This window comes from Photobacterium lucens (genome assembly GCF_009873615.1).
Lineage (GTDB): Bacteria > Pseudomonadota > Gammaproteobacteria > Enterobacterales > Vibrionaceae > Photobacterium > Photobacterium lucens.
Window position 1 is genome coordinate 1 of the sequence record NZ_SSMG01000368.1, and the last position, 19,766, is coordinate 19,766.

Annotated in this window: 16 protein-coding genes; 4 read left to right on the forward strand and 12 right to left on the reverse strand. The window is 41.2% G+C overall.

Annotation, left to right across the window (positions count from 1 at the left end; all coding sequences use genetic code 11):
• Positions 1-3 precede the first annotated feature (3 nt).
• From udp to E5A76_RS15355, 8 genes are all read right to left on the reverse strand, one after another.
• The gene (gene udp / locus E5A76_RS15320) at positions 4-771 is read right to left on the reverse strand and encodes a uridine phosphorylase (RefSeq protein WP_161119439.1); all 768 of its coding nucleotides are present in this window, start codon (positions 769-771) and stop codon (positions 4-6) included.
• Positions 772-1,166: 395 nt separating this feature from the next.
• The gene (locus tag E5A76_RS15325; protein ID WP_161119440.1) at positions 1,167-3,725 is read right to left on the reverse strand and encodes a zinc/cadmium/mercury/lead-transporting ATPase; all 2,559 of its coding nucleotides are present in this window, start codon (positions 3,723-3,725) and stop codon (positions 1,167-1,169) included.
• Positions 3,726-3,893: 168 nt separating this feature from the next.
• Positions 3,894-4,367, reverse strand: coding sequence for a response regulator (locus E5A76_RS15330; RefSeq protein WP_161119441.1), 474 nt, complete (start codon positions 4,365-4,367; stop codon positions 3,894-3,896).
• Positions 4,368-4,377: 10 nt separating this feature from the next.
• Positions 4,378-5,703, reverse strand: a complete 1,326-nt coding sequence (locus E5A76_RS15335) for an ATP-binding protein (protein WP_161119442.1) — start codon at positions 5,701-5,703, stop codon at positions 4,378-4,380.
• Between the two features lie 35 nt (positions 5,704-5,738).
• Positions 5,739-7,154 carry an SLC13 family permease gene (locus E5A76_RS15340; protein ID WP_161119443.1) on the reverse strand — a complete coding sequence of 472 codons (1,416 nt, stop codon included), beginning with the start codon at positions 7,152-7,154 and terminating at the stop codon, positions 5,739-5,741.
• Positions 7,155-7,481: 327 nt separating this feature from the next.
• A complete protein-coding gene (locus tag E5A76_RS15345; RefSeq protein WP_187695657.1) occupies positions 7,482-8,918 on the reverse strand; it encodes an MATE family efflux transporter in 1,437 nt (478 codons plus the stop codon).
• A gap of 193 nt (positions 8,919-9,111) precedes the next feature.
• Positions 9,112-9,528, reverse strand: a complete 417-nt coding sequence (locus E5A76_RS15350; RefSeq protein WP_053986871.1) for a CBS domain-containing protein — start codon at positions 9,526-9,528, stop codon at positions 9,112-9,114.
• Positions 9,529-9,766: 238 nt separating this feature from the next.
• Positions 9,767-11,083 carry a DUF945 family protein gene (locus E5A76_RS15355; RefSeq protein ID WP_161119445.1) on the reverse strand — a complete coding sequence of 439 codons (1,317 nt, stop codon included), beginning with the start codon at positions 11,081-11,083 and terminating at the stop codon, positions 9,767-9,769.
• A gap of 214 nt (positions 11,084-11,297) precedes the next feature.
• On the opposite strand from E5A76_RS15355, the gene E5A76_RS15360 reads away from it, so the two are divergent.
• On the forward strand, positions 11,298-12,290 hold the full coding sequence (locus E5A76_RS15360) for a 2-hydroxyacid dehydrogenase (RefSeq protein ID WP_161119446.1): 993 nt from the start codon (positions 11,298-11,300) through the stop codon (positions 12,288-12,290).
• A 78-nt stretch (positions 12,291-12,368) separates the two neighbouring features.
• Here the strand turns inward: E5A76_RS15360 and dsdC are convergent, their stop codons facing one another.
• Together dsdC and E5A76_RS15370 are read right to left on the reverse strand one after the other, a co-directional pair.
• Positions 12,369-13,289 (reverse strand): DNA-binding transcriptional regulator DsdC, encoded by a 921-nt coding sequence (gene dsdC / locus E5A76_RS15365; protein WP_161119447.1) that lies wholly within the window; start codon positions 13,287-13,289, stop codon positions 12,369-12,371.
• A gap of 89 nt (positions 13,290-13,378) precedes the next feature.
• Positions 13,379-13,978: a TfoX/Sxy family DNA transformation protein gene (locus E5A76_RS15370; protein WP_053986875.1), complete on the reverse strand. Its 600-nt coding sequence runs from the start codon at positions 13,976-13,978 to the stop codon at positions 13,379-13,381.
• Between the two features lie 307 nt (positions 13,979-14,285).
• Here E5A76_RS15370 and E5A76_RS15375 point away from each other — a divergent pair, with 307 nt between their 5' ends.
• The 3 genes from E5A76_RS15375 to E5A76_RS15385 all read left to right on the forward strand — a co-directional run bounded on the left by E5A76_RS15375 (position 14,286) and on the right by E5A76_RS15385 (position 17,020).
• On the forward strand, positions 14,286-14,873 hold the full coding sequence (locus tag E5A76_RS15375) for an LON peptidase substrate-binding domain-containing protein (RefSeq protein WP_161119448.1): 588 nt from the start codon (positions 14,286-14,288) through the stop codon (positions 14,871-14,873).
• 123 nt (positions 14,874-14,996) lie between these two features.
• Positions 14,997-15,920, forward strand: coding sequence for an HDOD domain-containing protein (locus E5A76_RS15380; protein ID WP_053986877.1), 924 nt, complete (start codon positions 14,997-14,999; stop codon positions 15,918-15,920).
• 200 nt (positions 15,921-16,120) lie between these two features.
• A complete protein-coding gene (locus E5A76_RS15385; RefSeq protein ID WP_161119449.1) occupies positions 16,121-17,020 on the forward strand; it encodes a lysine exporter LysO family protein in 900 nt (299 codons plus the stop codon).
• Between the two features lie 59 nt (positions 17,021-17,079).
• Here the strand turns inward: E5A76_RS15385 and E5A76_RS15390 are convergent, their stop codons facing one another.
• Together E5A76_RS15390 and E5A76_RS15395 are read right to left on the reverse strand one after the other, a co-directional pair.
• On the reverse strand, positions 17,080-17,550 hold the full coding sequence (locus E5A76_RS15390) for an RDD family protein (RefSeq protein WP_161119450.1): 471 nt from the start codon (positions 17,548-17,550) through the stop codon (positions 17,080-17,082).
• Positions 17,551-17,556: 6 nt separating this feature from the next.
• Positions 17,557-19,173, reverse strand: coding sequence for a PTS transporter subunit EIIC (locus E5A76_RS15395; protein ID WP_053986880.1), 1,617 nt, complete (start codon positions 19,171-19,173; stop codon positions 17,557-17,559).
• Positions 19,174-19,766 lie beyond the last annotated feature (593 nt).

Consider the following 19,766-nt stretch of genomic DNA (forward strand, 5'->3'; position numbering starts at 1 on the left):
ATCTTATTCAGCTAGCATTTTACGTGCAGCTTCTACCACAATCTTAATAGATTTCGCTTCAGTTTCTTTAAGCGTTGCGTGGTCTGGGATCTCTTTTTGAGTACGGTTGATAATAACACCAGCTACACAACCTGCACGTAAGCCAGAACTTGCACACATAGTTAATAGCGTTGCTGATTCCATTTCAAAGTTAAGCACGCCCATTTCCTGCCACTCTTTCATCGAGCCTTGGAAACGACGAACAACACGGCCTGAGAATGTGTCGTAACGCTCTTGACCTGGGTAGAAAGTATCACTTGATGCAGTAATACCTGTATGTACTACCGCATGTGCTTCATCACACGCTTGTTTCATTGCAGTCGCAACACCGAAGTCTGCCACTGCTGGGAATTCCATTGGAGCAAAGTGCAGGCTTGCACCGTCTAAACGTACTGAACCTGTTGTTACAATCATGTCACCTGGGTTGATGTTTGGCTGGATTGCACCTGTTGTACCCACACGTAGGAACGTAGTTACACCAAGCTGTGCTAGCTCTTCTACTGCGATAGACGTTGATGGACCACCGATACCTGTTGAACATACCACAACAGATTTACCGTCTAGTTGAGCACGGAAAAGTGTGTACTCACGAGAACTTGCAAGAAACTCAGGGTTATCCATTAAGTTTGCAATCTTCTCAACACGTGCAGGATCGCCAGGAATGATGGCAAGCTCAGCACCATTAAGATCAGCTTTATTAACACCTAGGTGGAATACTTTATTGTCAGACATAATGTTACCCTTTAATTTAAACGGCTCTGTTGTAGGTTCAGAGAGGTTCCATGAAACTCATTATTAATAGAATGTTTTGATAGAAAGAGTCAAAAACATAGCAACATGCTCTATCAAAAGACCTAGTTACAATACCCAATGATTTAATGAGTTTTAGTGAGCACAGTCACACCAACAAAAAGTAACGAAAATTTTTGTTACACGTAAATATGATTCAAGTCACAAGTAAACGTTATCTTATTGCAACAATCACAAAAAATTTTCTCATTCTGCTCGGTTATTTTTCTTAAATTCTCCACTTTTCTAACAAATCAGCTCCATAAAAAAACGGCATAACTCAGCGCTTTGCTCTGTCATGCCGTTTAAAAGATTAGCTCAATTGCTAATAACTGTAGTTATTTTTTAGGTTTAAAGCGAAGTAAGCGCAATGCGTTTAAGGTTACCAATGCAGTTGCACCACTATCTGCTAATACCGCGACCCAAAGCCCTGTAAAGCCAAGTAATGTAGTGACTAAAAAGACCACTTTTAAACCGAGTGCTAATGTGATGTTCTGACGAATATTGCTCAATGTAGCGCGAGACAATTCAATCATCACTGGCAACTCTGACACCCGGTTATGAGTGATCGCCGCATCTGCTGTTTCTAGTGCCACATCCGTACCACCGCCCATTGCAACACCAATGGTGGCAGTTTTCATCGCTGGCGCATCGTTAATACCATCACCAACCATAGCTACTGTGTGATTGGTATTGAGTTTACGCACTTCAGAGACTTTATCCTCTGGCAGTAAACCTGCGCGGAAATCAATGTTGATCTCTTTAGCAATCGCTGCAGCGGCACGTGGGTTATCACCCGTTAGCATGACTGAATTAACACCGATATGTTTTAGTTTGGTAATCGCTTCAAGTGCATCACTACGTAAGTTATCACGCCATGCTACAAGACCAACCGCTTGTTGATTACGTACGGCAACCACCAAAGTTTTACCTTCACCTTCCAGCGCAATAGCTTGTTGCTCTTGCTCTGCTGTTAAGCTAATAGTTTCTGGTAGACGATCAGCGGCACATAACATGAAGTGATCGCCTTCAGTTGTGCCTTGAATACCACGCCCTGCTAATGCTTCACGATTATCGGCTTCAACTACTGGTAGTGATTTTTCTAGCGCAAGGTTCACAACCGCTGTTGCTAATGGGTGTAACGATCCAGATTCAACCGCTGCGGCTTGACGCAATAGTTTGTCGTCATCGTTATCCCAGCTAATTAAATCAGTCACAACAGGCTTACCTTCCGTTAGCGTACCTGTTTTATCAAACGCCACGGTTTCAATATGACCCAGTTGCTCAAGAGCCGCACCACCTTTGATTAATGCGCCACGACGTGCTGCAGCCGCTAAACCTGAGGTGATCGCAGCAGGTGTTGAAATCACTAGCGCACATGGACAAGCAATTAACAGTAATGCTAAGCCTTTGTAGATCCACTCATCCCATGATTGACCAAATACCAATGGCGGAATGATGATGACTAATGCAGCCAATAAGATCATCGCAGGCGTATACCAACGGCTGAACTTATCAATGAAGCGTTCTAATGGTGCTTTACGTGATTCCGCATCTTCAATCATATGCAAAATACGGTCGATAGCGTTTTCACCTTGAGCAGAGATAATGGTTAAACGCACCACTTTATCTGACGCCATGCTACCCGCCATGACCTTTTCACCCGGTAGGCGTTCAACAGGGACAGATTCACCGGTTAATGCACTTTCATCAAAGCTCGCAACCACATCTAACACTTGACCATCGGCTGGTAAACGCTCACCCGGTACGACTTCAATCACATCACCCGGTTTTAGCTCGCTCGCTGGGACTTTTTTCTTTTCACCATTAGGAAGCACAACGTTGGCTTCTTCTGGTACTAAGTCCATTAATGCTTTTACACCACTACGGGCACGAGAAGCGGCATACCCTTCTAATTGTTCACCAATTAAAAACAGTAAGATAACCATTGCCGCTTCGGCTGTTTCCCCTAAGTACAATGCACCAATGGCTGCGATACTCATTAGGGTTTCAATGGAAAATGGCGAGCCTGATTTACCTAAGCTAATGGCTTTTTTCACAATCGGTACTAAACCGACAATGGTGGTTAAGGTAAAGGCGACTAAACCAACGCTATGAGAGACTTGGTTAAGTAAGAAAGACAAAAACATCATTGCCGCAATCACAATGACTTCTAAATGCGTTTGGATAAATGATTTTTTCGGCAACGCTTCTGCTGCCGCAGCATTAGCAACCAAAGTAAAGCCAGTATCTTGTGCTTTATCTTCAATGCGTTTTTTTAGTTGCTCTGTTGTCGCTTGCTGAGATGGCTGCATATTTACGATCAGTTTTTCTGTCGCAAACATCACTTTTGCCGTTTCAACTTCAGCAAGGCTTGAAATCGATTTTTCTAATTTAGCAGCGCAGCTTGGACAATCCATGCCAACCACTTTCCAGCTAAAGGTTTGACCATGTGCTGATTGCGTTAAAGAAGCTTCTAAGGCTTGCTCTTGCGCTTTAGTCATACTTGGCGCACTACAGCAGCTTGTTCCTGAATGCGAATGACCTGCATGATCATGTTCACCATGAGCGTGATCGTGCTCAGCGTGTTCTGATGAATGCTCGTGATGAGAATGCGTGGTTGCAGATGAAGTAGCTGACGCTATTTTAAAGGCAGTTTTTACTGGTGCAGAATGGAGCGCATCAACCTGAGGTGATGTTTTCGATGAGCAACAGGAAGCGGGGCCGTCGGTATCAGATTCTCCACAACCTTCCGTGTGTTTTTTCACACCGTCAGCAGCTGTTGATGAGCAGCAAGACGCAGATTCACAAGATTCTACTGTTACTGTCGCTTTGGTTACTGCCGTTGGTTTTGCCGCGTGAATGTGCGGTTTCTTATTATGGCATTGAGCACACATAATCGTTCTCCTTGAGTGCTATTTTAATAATCTATGACTGACTATAAACCTTGGAGTTAAGTCTAAGGTCAATAAAAAAAGCCAAATATTTACTATTTGGCTTTTTAACACTCAACGTATTTTAGAAAGAGGCGTTACACTCAAAAGAGATTACTGAGTAATCACATATTAACGTAGGCGACGTAATACAGTGGTGTTATCAAGTATTTCGCCCCAGTCTTGATAATCAAACCCCATATCGAAAATGTATTCCGTCAATAGTGTTCTAGCGCAGTTTACCAAGGTTTCTGCATCCCAAGGCTTTTCAAAATAGCTTTCAATACGGGCTTGGTTGATTGCAGCAATGGTATCTTGGTGCGTTGCTTGCCCTGTTAGTAAGATCTTTTTGGTTTTGATAAAACGACTATCGTTAGTAACATCAGTTAATAACTCCACGCCATTTTTACCCGGCATAACATGATCTGAAATCACTAAAGCAATGTAGTGCCCTTCCGCATCTAACTCATCCATTAGCTCTAGTGCTTCTTCACCTGAATCACACTCTTCAATCATAAAGGAAGCCTGTAACGGTGAGAGATCTTTTAGCACTGCGCTTAATACTTCTTGTTGATCATCAACACAAATAACGACTATTTTTTCCATAACTCATCCCTTAGATTATCGGTAGCTTAATCCGAAACGTCGTTCGTTCTTCATCGCTTTTCACCACAACCGAACCGTCATAACTTTGTATGATCCTTTGTACAATTGATAAACCTAATCCTAAGCCAAACGATAACCCGCCTTTCTTAGTAGTAAAGTTAGGATTAAAAATCTGCCTGCGCGTTGCTTCATCAATCATGGGACCATTATTGGTAATGGTGACTAAGATTTTATTCTTCACATGGCGTGTCACTATCTCAATTTGCGGTGCTGTAGTGTGCTCCATCGCATCACAAGCATTCTTGATCAAGTTCACCCACACTTGTACTAACTCGGTGGAGCTTGCCATTAATGGCGGTAATACAGCTGGGCGCAATATCACTTCAACAGGACGTAAATTGCTTTGTAGCAGTGCCAATGATTTATGTAGCGTTTCATTAATATCAACATCAGGTTGTCGAACATGATCGCTACCACCTAGCTGTTTTACCGATTTCACAATGCTGGCAGAATGTTTCGCTGCCAAACGCATATCACGTAAGTCACGCCCACAATCCCAATAGCGTAAAGCTTCATCCAGATGAGTTAACCACGGTGCTGGCACTTCACCTTCAGGTATTGCTCTGGCTAAGGTTTTGGCTTGCTCTCGTGGCAAATGATATTGCTTCATTAACACCTTGGCTCGCTCACGCACTTGTTGAGAGCCCGCCGTTTGCCCAACGTTAATACCATGCTGGAGAAAAGGTAGCATTTCAGGCTTTATTGCCGAAGCAAAGTCCATAATATCGGTTTGGATATTCTCGGTCTTACTGCTGATGACACCAATCGCATTATTAAGCTCATGGGCAATACCCGCAGCAAGTTGACCAAGGGTGCGCATTTGCTCGCTAGAGTAAAGTTTTTGTAGTGCCTTTTCTTTCTCAAGCGCTTCCATCCCCGTTAGCATTTGTCGACGTGCCAATTCATGTACCATCACTGGCATAAATTGCTCGGCAAGTGAGCCATAGGTTTCAGGTTCAACAGCCTGTGTTAACAAATCAATCCAAGCTATTTCACTGTCTTTTTCTGCAACAACGGTCGTGGTTGCCATTAAGGTTTGGGCAAAGAAGCTATGCACCCCAAAGAACATCCCTTCTTTAACTACAAACACCTTGGCACTTGGCCCCTGCTCATCATTTTTTAAATACCCCGATAACTCACCACTTTTTACCCAGTACAGTTTATCGTTGTAATCATTCTGACGAAGCACTTGCGTCCCAGCTGTCACTGACATGGTTCGCTCCGAATCACGGAAATAGGTATCAATGATCCGTGTTAATGCTTGGGGTTGAACCATTTCTGTATCCTTATGGTTAAGCAAATATGCGATCATTAAATATGATCAATTAAGTGCAAGACCCAAATCATGGCAAAGCTCATTGCAACACCAACCACACCAATGATCACCCCGACTTTCGCCATTTGGTTACTTTCAACATGACCTGTTGCGTGTGCCAATGCGTTAGGTGGTGTACTAATTGGTAATGACATACCCAGTGATGCCGCAAAAGTCACCACCAGAATCAAGGTCACTTCCCCACCTAATGGCGTAAGAGAAGTCATAGATGTACCCAATGCCGCCATGATTGGCATTAACAAGTTCGCGGTTGCGGTGTGTGACATAAAGTTAGCCATCACTAAACACAGTGTCGCCGCACCGATTAATACGATGTATGGCGAGAAGCTATCAAACGGAATACTGTTGACCACCAGCTTAGCTAAACCTGTTTTATCCAGCGCTAAACCTAATGCAATACCGCCCGATACCAGCCACAACACATCCCAAGAGATCTTCTTTAAATCTTCTTTATTGATGATCCCAGTTAACGAGAAAATCGCCACAGGAATAAGTGCCACAGTGTATGAGTTCATACCGTGAGTAGAGCCCATTAACCAAAGCAGGATCGTTAATGCAAAGGTGATGTATACCGTGATTGCTTTTGGTGTTTTTAAGAATTTACCTTGAATGGTTAACTCGATTTTCTCTTGTTTAGCAGGGTAAAACGCATTAATAAGCAGCCATGCAAACACCAACAATACCGCCACAAATGGCACACCAAAGAACATCCACTCTCCAAAAGTGATCATGTTCTCTGCTGACAAATATTTAAGTGCAATAGCATTCGGTGGCGTACCAATTGGAGTGCCGATACCACCGATGTTCGCAGCCACTGGAATACATAATGCAAAAGCAATTTTACCGGGATCTTTCGCACCAAACAGCGCAATTACAGGCGCTAGAATCGATAACATCATGGCTGTGGTTGCGGTGTTCGACATGAACATCGAGAAAATAGCGGTGATCAGCATTAGACCAAACATCACGTATTTCGGTTGATGACCAAAAGGCTTAAGTAACACTCGCGCTAAGTTGACATCTAAACGGTATTTGGTTGCAGCCATAGCAAGGAAGAAACCACCTAAGAACAGCATAATGATTGGGCTGGCAAAGGTTGCCATGATCGCACTGTAATCAAGCAGCTCACCAAAATGGGGTTGGCCGTGATCCATTCTAAACAGATACAAGCCTTTATTTGAAAGCAGTAGCAATTCTAAAACGATGATCACAACAGAAGTTGCATAAATTGGAATTGGCTCTAATACCCAACATAAGGCCGCCAATAAAAAGATCGCAATAACACGTTGCTGAATAACTGTCAGTCCCTCAACCGGAAAAAACGAAGCCGGTAAAAGCAGGATAATTAATGGCAGCAAAATAGGTATGATGTAACGAAGACTTTGACGCATATAGCATTATTCCCTTAACAATAACTACGCCATCACCTTTTTATTCCAAACGTAAAAGATGAAGTAAATGGCAAAATCACAAGACTGAATAAATGGGCACCAAATGAGACTCTCCCATCATAGTCAACACTGTGATTAAAAGCGTAATTATTGTGTAATGCTGATAGGCGAATTTCACCGCGTTAGATCAATAAAGCGGTGAAATTTAAGTTTTTTTGCAAAGTTTGCGGTCACTAAATTCGGCTTTTTCTGCCAACAAATGAAACGCCACAATCGAAAAATTTCGGTTCAATCACAGTTATCGATTTACTGTGATTGAACGCTAATTTATGACTTTTTCTGCCCACTCTTTTCACTGTCTGTTTCTGACTCGCTATTTATCACCTCTTCTAATACCCCATCCGTCCCCATATAGGTACGAGAAGAACAAAATGGCGTAATAGGAACCACTGGCTCTAAACTCTCGTGATCTTCAATATCTTGATGCTCATGAGCAACGCCCATTTTCTTCACTTGCTGAATAATTAAAGCAAAGCCTAGAATACCAAACACCACTGAGCCCACTGCTTGCCCGACAAGTACACCGCTAGCGCCTGCTAAATGACCACCAATAAGCACAAACGGAATCGTACCAATCGTCGCTTTACCCATGTTCAATGCCGTTGACCATGTAGGACGGTTCAAATTATTAAACGCAGCATTTGCCACAAACAGTGCGCCATTAAAGATAAAGGTAACAGCGATAAAGGTACAAAATACCCCAACAATTTCAGCCGCATCACCGGTTAAGCTAAATATTGAAATTAAGTAATCTTGTCCTGCCCATAGCGCCAGCGACACTACTACACAGTAGGCTGCGGTAAAAATCATGGCATCGCGTAGCACTAACTGAATACGATCCCAACGCTCAGCACCAAAGTTCTGTCCGATAATTGGGCCTACAGCACCTGATAGTGAAAATACCAAAGCAAAACAGACTGGCATAATCCGGCCAATAACGGCGTAACCTGCGACAAAATTCTCACCAAACTGGGCAATATTGCTGGTTACCACCGCATTACCAATCGGCGTTGCGGTATTAGTTAAGATCGCTGGAAAAGCGATTTTAGCGACTGTCGGAATTGCTTGTTTGAATCCTGTAAAATCAGGTTTTGCTAATAGCTGATGCTTATAAATCACCACATAAAGCGAAAATAGCATCACAGCTAAACGCGCAAACACTGAAGCTATCGCTGCGCCTTGGATCCCCATTGAAAAACCAAAGATAAACAACGGATCCAGCACTGCGTTAACGGCACCACCAATTAAGGTTGCAATCATTGAACGTCTTGCATCACCCACTCCACGCAGTGCTGCACCAGCCGCCATTGAAACAGCAATCAGCGGAGCGCTAGGTAATAAAATCGTTAAATATTGGCTTGCCGCTTCTGCTACATGCCCTTTTGCACCAATTAAATCGAGTAACAACGGCAATTGCCATAGCATCAAAGAAACCATCACGACACTGATCAGTACCGCAAACAACATCACATTGGTTGCCATACTTTTAGCATGTTCACGATCATTTCGACCAAGAGCACGAGAAACTAACGCCCCTGCTGCGATAGATGTACCAATGGAAATAGAGGTAGAGAAAAATACTAAGGTACCGGCAAAACCAATCGCAGCAGCAAGCTCTACTTCACCCAATAAACTGATGAAGAACATATCAAGTAAATCGACCAGAAACAGTGCCATTAAGCCTATTGCACCCGTTCCTGACATCACTACGATGTGCTTCATCGGTGAACCGGTAACAAATTTTGCTTGATGCACTGGCTCTGCTTTAGATGATGATTGTTTCACATAAACCTCTAGTTAATTGCCTTAAATAATTCAGCAAATTGTTCATTGTAAAGACAAAAAGAAAGGCGCTAAAAAGCGCCTTTATATCATGGTTAATTTTTAATATATCGCATCACAGTGGATGTTTAAAGCTGTCGCCAATTTGATTGCTGATCGCAGTCAACACATCACGACGCGTGATCACACCTTGTAACTGCCCGTTATCCACTACAGGATAAATTTTCGGTTTCTGTCCTGTCATAATTTGTGCTAATTCAATAATTGAATCATCACCTGTGACCGTCAGTACATTCGTATGCATACAGTCTTTTACCGTATGAGAGTCTTGGCAGTGATAACCCACTTGAAGCAATCTATGGAGCATATCTTGCTCTGAAATAAACCCAACCACCTGCTTGTATTCATTAACTACAGGTCCACCAATTTGTTTCGCTGTTAAAAGCTTGTCGAGCGCAACTGATAATGACATAGCTTCGCTAAATGTCACTGGGCGGACATTCATATAATCTTTTACTTTTAATGATTCCATATATCCCCCAAACAACCTTTTGAGTAACAATTGACTGACAAGCTTTATTATTATTGTGGCTAAAAACCTGCCCCTACTTACAAGTAAAGTTCATTTCTTTAAAATTACTAAATTAAAATTTTTATTTTTATCAACGACTAATGAGAACTGGCTCAAAAGTAATACACTTAAATTGGCTCAGATACAAAAAAGCGCCTCTAAAATAGAGACGCCTTTCACTATTAAACCAGACTATTGATTAATGCATCATTAGCATAGATAGCATAGCCAGTGGGATCTTAAGGCCAGAGCCAAAGACTAACTGTGAGTTTTCAATCTTCACCGTTAACTGATAACTATCTTGATTTTCAGTGATCATTTTTTGCTTTAACAAGTTCGGAATTTGCTCTGCTAATAATGGCTCATTAGCAACAAAGCCTTTTGGCATTGCGATATTCACATTACCTACCAATTTACTTGGTAGTGCTGCAAGGTTTTCTGAAGCACGCGCTAAACCAGGCTGAAGCTCAAGTAACAGTGAAGCATTCACTTTACCTTGCTTCGTCATCACGCTGAGATCAGATAAATCAACTGTTGCACCTTTTGCCACCAGCAGATCAAGTGCCAACATCGCTTCTTGCATTTGCTGTTGTTGCTGCTCGTGATTTGTCACTTCTTCCATTGCAGCTAAACGGCTTACCGCTTTGTAATTTAAATCTTTCAGTGCCAGTGCAAAGTTAAAATCCGTGTACTCATGACCATCAAGCGTCACAATTTTCTTCACGGATACATTATTAGTATTCGTTACTTGCTGCGTTTCCTCATTCGGTGCTTTCTCATCTTTCGGCTGGCTTAACGCGTTCTTCATCACGACATTCATGCCATCAATTTCAACGTGATGTTGATTATCAAAAGAAGCGAAGTCAGCTTTACCAAGTGTGAATGTTTGCTCACCAATCCAGAAATTACCTTCCATGTGGCCTTTACCATTACCATCAAGAGCCGTTACTTGCATGGTCTCACCGCTGTCTGTTTTCACATTCAGTGTTGGTAATGAATAGCTGAAATCACCTGTACCTTTGGTATCAGCGGTACCTTTAAGCACAAAAGCTTGGCTGTTAACAAAGGCATCTGCATGCTTGTAATTAACTGGGCTGATTGTCATGGTGAAATCAGTATTACCTGTTAGCGATGAATCCGTCACTAAGGTAATAGGTTGAACGTTCTCACCCCAAATGTCTTTTACAGTTGGTGCAATGTTCTTATCAATTTCCAACTCACTGGTTGATTTCACGCCTAAGAAACCATTTTTGATGTGATGTTTTACCAGCCATGTTGTTGGTAAACCTTCATTTTCAAACGTCGTTTTTAGCGTATCTTTTAGCTCAATACGAGATACCGCATCTGACGATAAGTAACCACGCTCAAAACTTTGATTAGTGATTGTCATATATGGGCTGTGATAGTTCTTAATTGCACCCATGTATAAGCTTTCACCAATTTGACCTGTCGCTAGCGGCCAACAAAGGATCACGGCAACCGCACCTGCTCCTGCAACAACGTTCTTCAACAACATATTGAATCCTGAATAATTAAATTTAAGTGCAAATGAATTGCCACATCATCAACTTTTTACAGGGCTTACGTCAACTAGAACTCACTGATAAATAAGAAAACCGATCAAGTTTGCAATATGTCTTTTTGATCCTTTTATTATCAATAGTTGAGTTATTTGATATGGTATTTAATAAATACAAATGATAATAACGAATAGATAGGTAGTCAGTCTTATGAAAATCGCACTCTTTAGCGCCAAGAAGTATGACGAAGAGTCCTTCTCTAAAATGAATCAACAATTCGGTCACGATATTACTTACTTTGATTTTCCACTCAATGAACAAACTGCCAAAATGAGTGAAGGTTTTGATGCCGTTTGTGCCTTTGTTAATGATGATCTTAGTGCGCCAACCTTAAGATGCCTCGCCAAACAAGGGATTAAAGTCATTGCGATGCGCTGTGCAGGCTTTGACTTAGTCGATTTAGAAGAAGCCAAGAATCTGGGAATGCAGATTGTCCGTGTACCTGCATACTCACCAGAATCAATTGCTGAACATACCCTTGGCTTAATGTTAAGTCTTAACCGTCATATTCACCGCGCATACCAGCGTACTCGTGATGCTAACTTCTCCCTTGATGGTTTAACCGGCTATAACTTCCACGGAAGAACGGTCGGTGTCATTGGTACCGGTAAAATTGGTTTAGCTACGATCCGAGTTCTTAAAGGCTTTGGTATGAATATCTTAGCCTTTGACCCATACCCAAACCCTGCGGCGGTTGAATTAGGGGTTACTTACGCAAGCCTTGATGAAATTTACAAAGTGGCAGATGTGATCACATTGCACTGCCCTATGTCAGAAGAAAACTATCATATGCTTGATAAAGCGGCCTTCGACAAAATGAAAGATGGTGTCATGATCATTAATACCAGCCGTGGTGGACTAATCAATTCAAGCGATGCTATTGAAGCGTTAAAATCACGTCGTATCGGCGCGCTAGGTGTGGACGTTTACGAGAACGAAAAAGATTTATTCTTCCAAGACAAGTCTAATGATGTGATCCAAGATGATGTCTTCCGTCGCTTATCGTCTTGTCATAACGTACTGTTTACAGGTCACCAAGCTTTCTTAACCGAAGAAGCCCTTGGCAATATTGCAGAAACGACACTGCAAAATTTATCTGATTTTGAGCAAGGTAAAACATCAGGTAACGAAGTATTAAACTAAGCCTATAACGCAAAACGTCGCTAACAGGTTAATGTTAGCGACGTTTTATTACTCTGTTACAGACTAACTTATAGCACTTCAATTTGAATATTCAGCATCAATTTCGCTAAATAACCAATCTCGAAATGCTTTGATTTTCGGGGTGTTCTGCATGTTCTGACGACACACCACATAATAACTAAACGGTGAATTTGTCATCATATCAAATGGCGTCACTAATCGTTGTTGGGCAAGTTTCTCAGCAATGAAAGATTGTCGTCCCATTGCGACTCCCATACCACACTCTGCCGCCTGCAACGCAAGATCTGAACGATCAAACGTACATTCTGATTCTGGCAATTGAATTCCGTATTGCTCTGCCCATAATTGCCATTCGTCATTGCGTCCCGCTCTCGCCCACGGAGCAGCATCATGCAATAACAAACAACCCATTAAGCTTTCAGGATGATCATATAAATTATGCGCTACCGCATAATCATGACTACACACAGGCTGCATGGATTCATCCATCAACTTACAAGTATGTAACCCTTGGTATTCCCCTTTACCAAAGTAAATTGCGCAATCAAAACTTTCCGTTTGAAAATCCACCAGATCATTACGTGTTCGCAGATGAATTCGCATGGAAGGATAAAGATCAATAAAAGATTTTAAGCGTGGTAACAGCCATGTTTGCGCAAATGTAGGTGGCACTGAAATATTAATATCACCACTTAATTCAACATTTTTCAGATCGCGAATTTCATGGGCGATATCACCGAAATTAGCCGCTAATACTTGTTTTAATCGCACACCTTCATCTGTCAGGATCAACTTACGTGGCTGACGAATAAATAATTGCACGCCTAAAGCATCTTCAAGATTTTTGATTTTATGACTTACTGCACTTTGCGTTAAAAACATAACTTCAGCAGCACGAGTGAAACTCATTTGCTCTGCCGCAATAAGAAAACAATGTAAACCAGAGAGGACTGAACCAGAAAGGTTAGTTAGTTGCATAGTACCGCCACGTAGAAAATCTTGTAGCAAGCATAGCAAGAAAATAATCGGGGCTCAGCTTTAAAATGCTATTCCCCGATGTTTATCAATTAATTAGCAACGCTGTGATATTGCTCAAGAAGATTTGCTTTGAAATCATCTGTTAATAATTGCCAATGACATCCTTCTACCGCACCAGCAAAAATCCATAACAGCTTACGATCAAGCTCTTGTCCATTATGTTCACACACTTTGCGGTAAACATTTAACGCACCCAACTCAAGAAAAGCAGCCACATCTGCAATACCTGCTTTTTTCACCATACGCTCTAGCGTTAATCTCATATTAGGTAAATCGCGTAAACGCTTATTAGCGCCAGACTGCTTATACGCTTTATCTTTACATGAAAATTCAATTGATTTAGCGACAAGCTCACTACACGTTTGTGGATCTTTTTCAAAAAGCTCTCTTATCTCGTAGTAGTTCACTGTGGCTGTTTTACTTTTTTTAATATGTCTAAACTTTGAGCACCCTAACTTTACTAACTGTGGATCCAACTTTTCACCGCCACGAATGTACATAGATGCAGGAGTCACAATGGCAAACATTGCCCCATCCATGAACACACCCGTACCACCAAACATGGATCGCTTTTCTTGTTCTCCGAATTTCTTTAAATAGTTTAAGTAATCGTCCTTAAGTGATGTCACAACTAATTCTCCATAACTCGGTGATAATCAATTATTCCAAACACGTCAAATAACCTAGCCAAACAATAGATTACATTGTCAATTATTCGACGAAGCAATTGTATGCTTTTACTTACAATGGATTAAATAACCATCAATCAAATATGAGATTACTCGCATATTTTTTGTCGCAAAATAATGTAATCAAAATAGATTTGCAGCTTTTATCACGCAAGAATCAATAATTGGTTGCATCTCTTATCATCATTATTATCAGCGACGACTATCTTTAAGATATTCAGTCTCATTAACGGTATTCGCTGTAGCTATGATCAAAATTCCTCTCCTGCCACACACAGAGCATGTACTGCCTTCAGGGCGTGTCAAACTAACGATCGCTCAAGCTCATCATGTGCGTATGGTAAAAGAGGCCTTATCGTCTAATGAGGGATTTGTCATGGCAATGGTAGATAGCAATAGGAAGGATCGTGAAATCACCGAAGTCCCTGCACTGACAACTCGTGTACAAATTATTGACTTTCATCGCTTAGCTGGTGAATTGTTGGGGATAACGGTTGAAGGCGTTGATATTTTAAGAGTCATGAAAATCGATGTCGATTATGACCACTTATTACTTGCTGACTGCAAACCTTATTTTATTTGGCATTCTATCCCGGTTAATTCCACTAATCAGTCCCTTGCAGATAAGCTACAACAACTGCATAGCAGTATTCGTGATGTTGGTGAGCACTATCCTACGCCATGCTATAACGATATCACTTGGGTGTGCCAACGTTGGCTTGAAGTGCTGCCCATTGATGTAAAATACAAACAATTATTGATCCATCAAGAAAGTCCTAAACTGGCTGTTCGCTTCCTAATGAAGCTGCTACAAGATAAGAATTTAATTTATTAATGGGATATGCATACGTAATTTGTAAATTATAAGCTACTCACTTCAAAGAAATAACGTGACAAACTACTCGGTAACTCGATAAACCGTTAGAATTTCGAAAATGTCTTATAACGTTAGTTTTGCATGTCACACTTATCTTTTTTTTGGTTAAAACACAGTCGAGATCATCAAGTTAAAGCGCTTGAATCTGAGTTCTGCAACTTAGTTAAACAGTCTGCGCAACAAAATAAACTTGCTCTTCCTCCGATCCCTGATGTGTTAATCAAGCTGCACCAGCTTTGTAATAATGATGATACAACGATCCATGATGTTGCTGATTTACTGCTCGATGATCCAGCCTTAACTGCCACCATTATCCGAACCTCAAATACGGTTTTATTTAATCGTCGTAATGTGGTGTGTAACGATCTACTGACTGCGGTTTCTCGTTTAGGTCTACTCCGTGTTCGTGATATTGCAACAGCGCAAGCCATTGCTGAATTACGTAAAAGTCAGACCGAAAACATTGAATGTAATCAACTACTCAATCAAAGCGCACTTCGCTCTCGCCAATTTGCGGGGACGATGGCGCTGATTTGCCAAACCTTGATCAAGCATAGTGAAAAGCCGCTAAAACTGGAGCCAGAAAAAGCCCTACTGACTGGTTTATTAGCTGATATCGGTGTCTTTAGTTTGATTTATGAATATCTGAACTACTTAAAAGATGGTAACTATTTAGATATTGATATTGCGAAATTTATCTTCCAAGAAACCTGTACCCAAACAAGCTTGGTGGTACTTAAAGAGTGGGGATTTGATGATGACTATCTTGAAATCGCATCAAATAAACGCATGGCATACCGCACTCAGCAAGATTCCCCTACCTATTTAGATATTGCTCGAATGGCGCATCACTTATTGCTATTTAAAAATGACGATGATGCCATTGATGAAAATGACGTAGAGCTGGATTTACTTGGTGCTGAAGTCATGTATGAGCTAACCAATCTACCTAATGAAGAATTCCACCAGCGAGTCAAAAATATCGCACGTGAAAGCGGTTTTTAATACTTTAGCCCATCTATCATGATGGGCTTTTTATTTGCCCACAAGTTTCTCCCTCTATACTCCCACTTCCTTGCTGTGTTACATTTCCATTATGTTAAAAATGTAAACGAAGCGCATCAATATCACTGCGTTAGCTTGTTTAGATAAACACATCCACTATCACAGACCATCACACCCGATGATTACATTTAAGGATTGATATGTTTTCAGGGATCTTATTGATTTTTTTGCCACTGATTATTGGCTACCTTATTCCTGTCCATAATAAAAAGCACCTCGACTTTATTAATACTCAAACAAGTCGACTGGTTCTAGTTATTCTAACACTGATGGGATTAAGCCTTGCGGCACTTGATAACCTCAGTCAAAACCTCAGCCAGATCCTGATCTATACCACTACATTCTTTATTGCAATTAGCGTGTGTAACTTAGCAGCACTGCCCTTTTTAGATCGCTTGTGGCCAACCGAAACCGTTGATGGACATCATCATTTACCCATGAGCAAAATGATGGTGGAATCGGTGAAGTTAGTCTTTGTTGTTGCGGCAGGATTAATTGTAGGTCTTGCGCTTGATATCGATTTAAGTTGGGTAGATCAAGCCAGTGAAGCCATTTTGCTTCTTCTACTTTTCTTTATTGGTATTCAACTGCGTAACAGTGGCATGAGACTCAAACAAATCGTGCTAAATAAGAAAGGGATTATTATTGCTTCAGTGATCATTGTGACCTCGTTTACTGGCGGGATCATTGCAGCACTGATCCTTGATATTCCCATTACTCATGGTTTAGCCATGGCATCAGGATTTGGTTGGTATTCACTGGCTGGGATTTTGATTGGTGATGGTTTAGGAAGTGTATTTGGTGGCGCTGCTTTTCTTAATGAACTGCTACGTGAAATGCTTGCACTTATGTTGATCCCACTGCTTATTCATCGCTACCCTAATACGGCTATTGGCTATGCAGGCGCAACGGCAATGGACTTTACGTTACCAGTGATCCAAAACACGGGTGGTGTTCGTTGTGTACCGATTGCGATTGTCAGTGGTTTTATTCTTAGCTTACTTGTGCCTGTATTTATTTTGTTTTTCTTATCACTTTAAACCCGCTTTCTAATAAATATAGATATAAAAAAACCGCAGCTTTTGCTGCGGTTTTCATTTTAACGCTCTACCACATTAGTATGATTTTTCTTGTCATGCCAAGGTGGATTGGTAAACGTAAGGTATTGCACACCAGCGTAGAGGGGGTACAAGCCCAGTGTAGCAATACAAAGATAAATCTTATCAAACTCACGTTTTAAGTAACGTTGCTTAGTGAGTAACTCATCGTCATTAGATACCACTTTCACGCTTAACAATGCACGTGATAATGACGTACCTAGTAAGCGGTAACACAACCAGTGATAACCCATAAAGACACCAATAAATAACGCCATGATGCCAATAATTAACAGTAACAACACTGGTAGCGCCATCGTATCGTTAAGCGATAACGTGCCCCCTGTGCCATTGGTGATATAACCAATCACACCTAGGAAGATATCTTTGGCAACCATTGCAAACATCTGCACGATAGCCATATCAATCATGAATGTACCGACACGCCTATATTTTAACGAAAAGCTACTCATCACTAATTACTTACCTAGTTTCGAGTTAATTTGTGCTTTAAAGCCAGCTGCTTGTGCACCGTAGATAGCTTGGATACCCGTACCGCCTACTTTCACTAAGCCTTTCGCACCTAGGTTTTCAGTCCAGTACTTGTTGTCTTTAACCAAGTCACCATCTTTAACTGTGATACGTAGACGTGTAATACATGCATCAACGTCAACGATGTTATCTTTACCGCCTAGCGCTTCGATCATCTCATCAACTTGGCTGTCGTTAGCACCGCCCGCTTTTGCTTCTTGGTAATCTTTCTTACGAACAACTGCTACAGCACTGCCTTTACGACCAGGCGTCTTAATATCGAACTTCACGATGAACCAACGGAACAACAAGAAGTATACAGGACCGTAAATTAGACCTAGTAGTGGGATGTAGTACCAATGGTTCTCAGTACCCGTTAGGCCAGGAAGCATACCGAATAGTGCGAAGTCAATGAAACCACCACTGAACGTCATACCTACTTTCACGTTTAGTAAGTCCATGATCATAAATGATAGACCTGCTAGTGGCACGTGAATGAAGTAGTAAAGCGGTGCAGATAGGAATAGGAATGTGAACTCGATTGGCTCTGTAATACCTGTTAGGAACGCTGTTAGCGCAACAGAGAACAATAGACCACCTACTTCTTTCTTATTCTCTTTATCAGCTAGTGTGTACATTGCGTATGCAGCAGCTGGTAGACCAAACATCATGAATGGGAATTTACCTGTCATGAAGTTTGTTGAAGAGAACTGAGAGTAATCGCCGTTAGCTAGAGAGCCAAAGAAGATGTTTTGTGTACCTTTGTAAACGTGACCTGCGATTTCAGCTGTACCACCGATCTCTGTCTGCCATAGTGGAAGATAGAATACGTGGTGTAGACCAACAGGGATAAGTGCACGCTCAATGATACCGAAGATGAATGATGCAATGTAACCGTGACCAGATGCAGTCATTTCACCCAGTGTTGCACCGATAGAACCGAATGCAGCACCGATGTAAGGCCATACGAATACTAGCGCAATACCGTAGAACAATGCAGAGAATGCACTTACGATAGGAACGAAACGTGCACCACCGAAGAAGCCTAGGAATTCTGGTAATTTAACGTCATGGTATTTGTTATGCAGAATAACAGTGATACCACCTGCGATCAGACCACCAAAAACACCCATACTTAGCGTATTTTGAATGCCTAGTACGTCTGCTAACACACCAGCGTAATGGTTACCCATTAACACAACAGTATTGTTAGTAGTATCTACCATGCCAGCAACAGAAAGCGTTTTCGCAATCGCAACGTTCATTACTAGGTATGAAATAGTTGCTGCTAATGCTGCTGCGCCTTTTTCAGCACGTGCAAAACCAATCGCAATCGCTAATGCGAACATTAATGGTAGGTTTGCAAAAACGATACCGCCCGCTGCGGTCATAACCTGTAAGAAACTATTTAAAAGTGTTCCGTCTTGCAAAATACCAATGTTGTATGCGTCAATCATACTTTGGTTGGTGAAGCTACCACCTAGGCCAAGCATAATACCGGCTGCTGGCAGTAGTGCTATCGGCAGCATTACCGCTTGCGATAGTTTACTAAAGAAGGCTTTCATTACCTTATCTCCTCGATATGGGATCTAAACTTGTATCAAAAAATAACTCAGACTTTATTGGTCTTTTTTTAACATTATTTTTACTTCAATAAGCGTAGTAATGAACACTTACGTATGCGAGACAAGCTCAAATCACCGAGGTGAGGTGAATTGATACGTTAGTGAACATTGTGCTCCTGAGTACAATATTGGTTGAAATAACATAGACACTAACGACATACCCCCGTAGTCATACTGTTAGTCTCTATTTTTTGCTATTTCGGCATCAGTATAGAATGCGGCGGCTAATATAACTTGATGAATGTCATATTTGCTAATTACATCGATGACTAATATTGCAAAATATAAGCATGATCACAGCGGGTTACATCTGTTAATTTTGAACAGAACAAATATAAGACATTGATTTAATTTGATTATAAAAAGTAAAGGCAAGCTAAATACTGCATATTTATTTCAACAGCGCAACGTTTGTAACGCTATGTAACAGAGCGACATCATTAAATAGATTTAAGAGAGATAAAGGTAAGTATTATTTCGAAGATAATAAGTAGAATAGCTAATATATTAATATTCTCGTTTTATTGCCAATA

Excerpts from the sequence above, each read along its gene's own strand:
- udp (WP_161119439.1), bottom strand. The coding sequence starts at position 771 with ATGTCTGACAATAAAGTATTCCACCTAGGTGTTAATAAAGCTGATCTT.
- E5A76_RS15325 (WP_161119440.1), bottom strand. The coding sequence starts at position 3,725 with ATGTGTGCTCAATGCCATAATAAGAAACCGCACATTCACGCGGCAAAA.
- E5A76_RS15330 (WP_161119441.1), bottom strand. The coding sequence starts at position 4,367 with ATGGAAAAAATAGTCGTTATTTGTGTTGATGATCAACAAGAAGTATTA.
- E5A76_RS15335 (WP_161119442.1), bottom strand. The coding sequence starts at position 5,703 with ATGGTTCAACCCCAAGCATTAACACGGATCATTGATACCTATTTCCGT.
- E5A76_RS15340 (WP_161119443.1), bottom strand. The coding sequence starts at position 7,154 with ATGCGTCAAAGTCTTCGTTACATCATACCTATTTTGCTGCCATTAATT.
- E5A76_RS15345 (WP_187695657.1), bottom strand. The coding sequence starts at position 8,918 with ATGTCAGGAACGGGTGCAATAGGCTTAATGGCACTGTTTCTGGTCGAT.
- E5A76_RS15350 (WP_053986871.1), bottom strand. The coding sequence starts at position 9,528 with ATGGAATCATTAAAAGTAAAAGATTATATGAATGTCCGCCCAGTGACA.
- E5A76_RS15355 (WP_161119445.1), bottom strand. The coding sequence starts at position 11,083 with ATGTTGTTGAAGAACGTTGTTGCAGGAGCAGGTGCGGTTGCCGTGATC.
- E5A76_RS15360 (WP_161119446.1), top strand. The coding sequence starts at position 11,298 with ATGAAAATCGCACTCTTTAGCGCCAAGAAGTATGACGAAGAGTCCTTC.
- dsdC (WP_161119447.1), bottom strand. The coding sequence starts at position 13,289 with ATGCAACTAACTAACCTTTCTGGTTCAGTCCTCTCTGGTTTACATTGT.
- E5A76_RS15375 (WP_161119448.1), top strand. The coding sequence starts at position 14,286 with ATGATCAAAATTCCTCTCCTGCCACACACAGAGCATGTACTGCCTTCA.
- E5A76_RS15380 (WP_053986877.1), top strand. The coding sequence starts at position 14,997 with ATGTCACACTTATCTTTTTTTTGGTTAAAACACAGTCGAGATCATCAA.
- E5A76_RS15385 (WP_161119449.1), top strand. The coding sequence starts at position 16,121 with ATGTTTTCAGGGATCTTATTGATTTTTTTGCCACTGATTATTGGCTAC.
- E5A76_RS15390 (WP_161119450.1), bottom strand. The coding sequence starts at position 17,550 with ATGAGTAGCTTTTCGTTAAAATATAGGCGTGTCGGTACATTCATGATT.
- E5A76_RS15395 (WP_053986880.1), bottom strand. The coding sequence starts at position 19,173 with ATGAAAGCCTTCTTTAGTAAACTATCGCAAGCGGTAATGCTGCCGATA.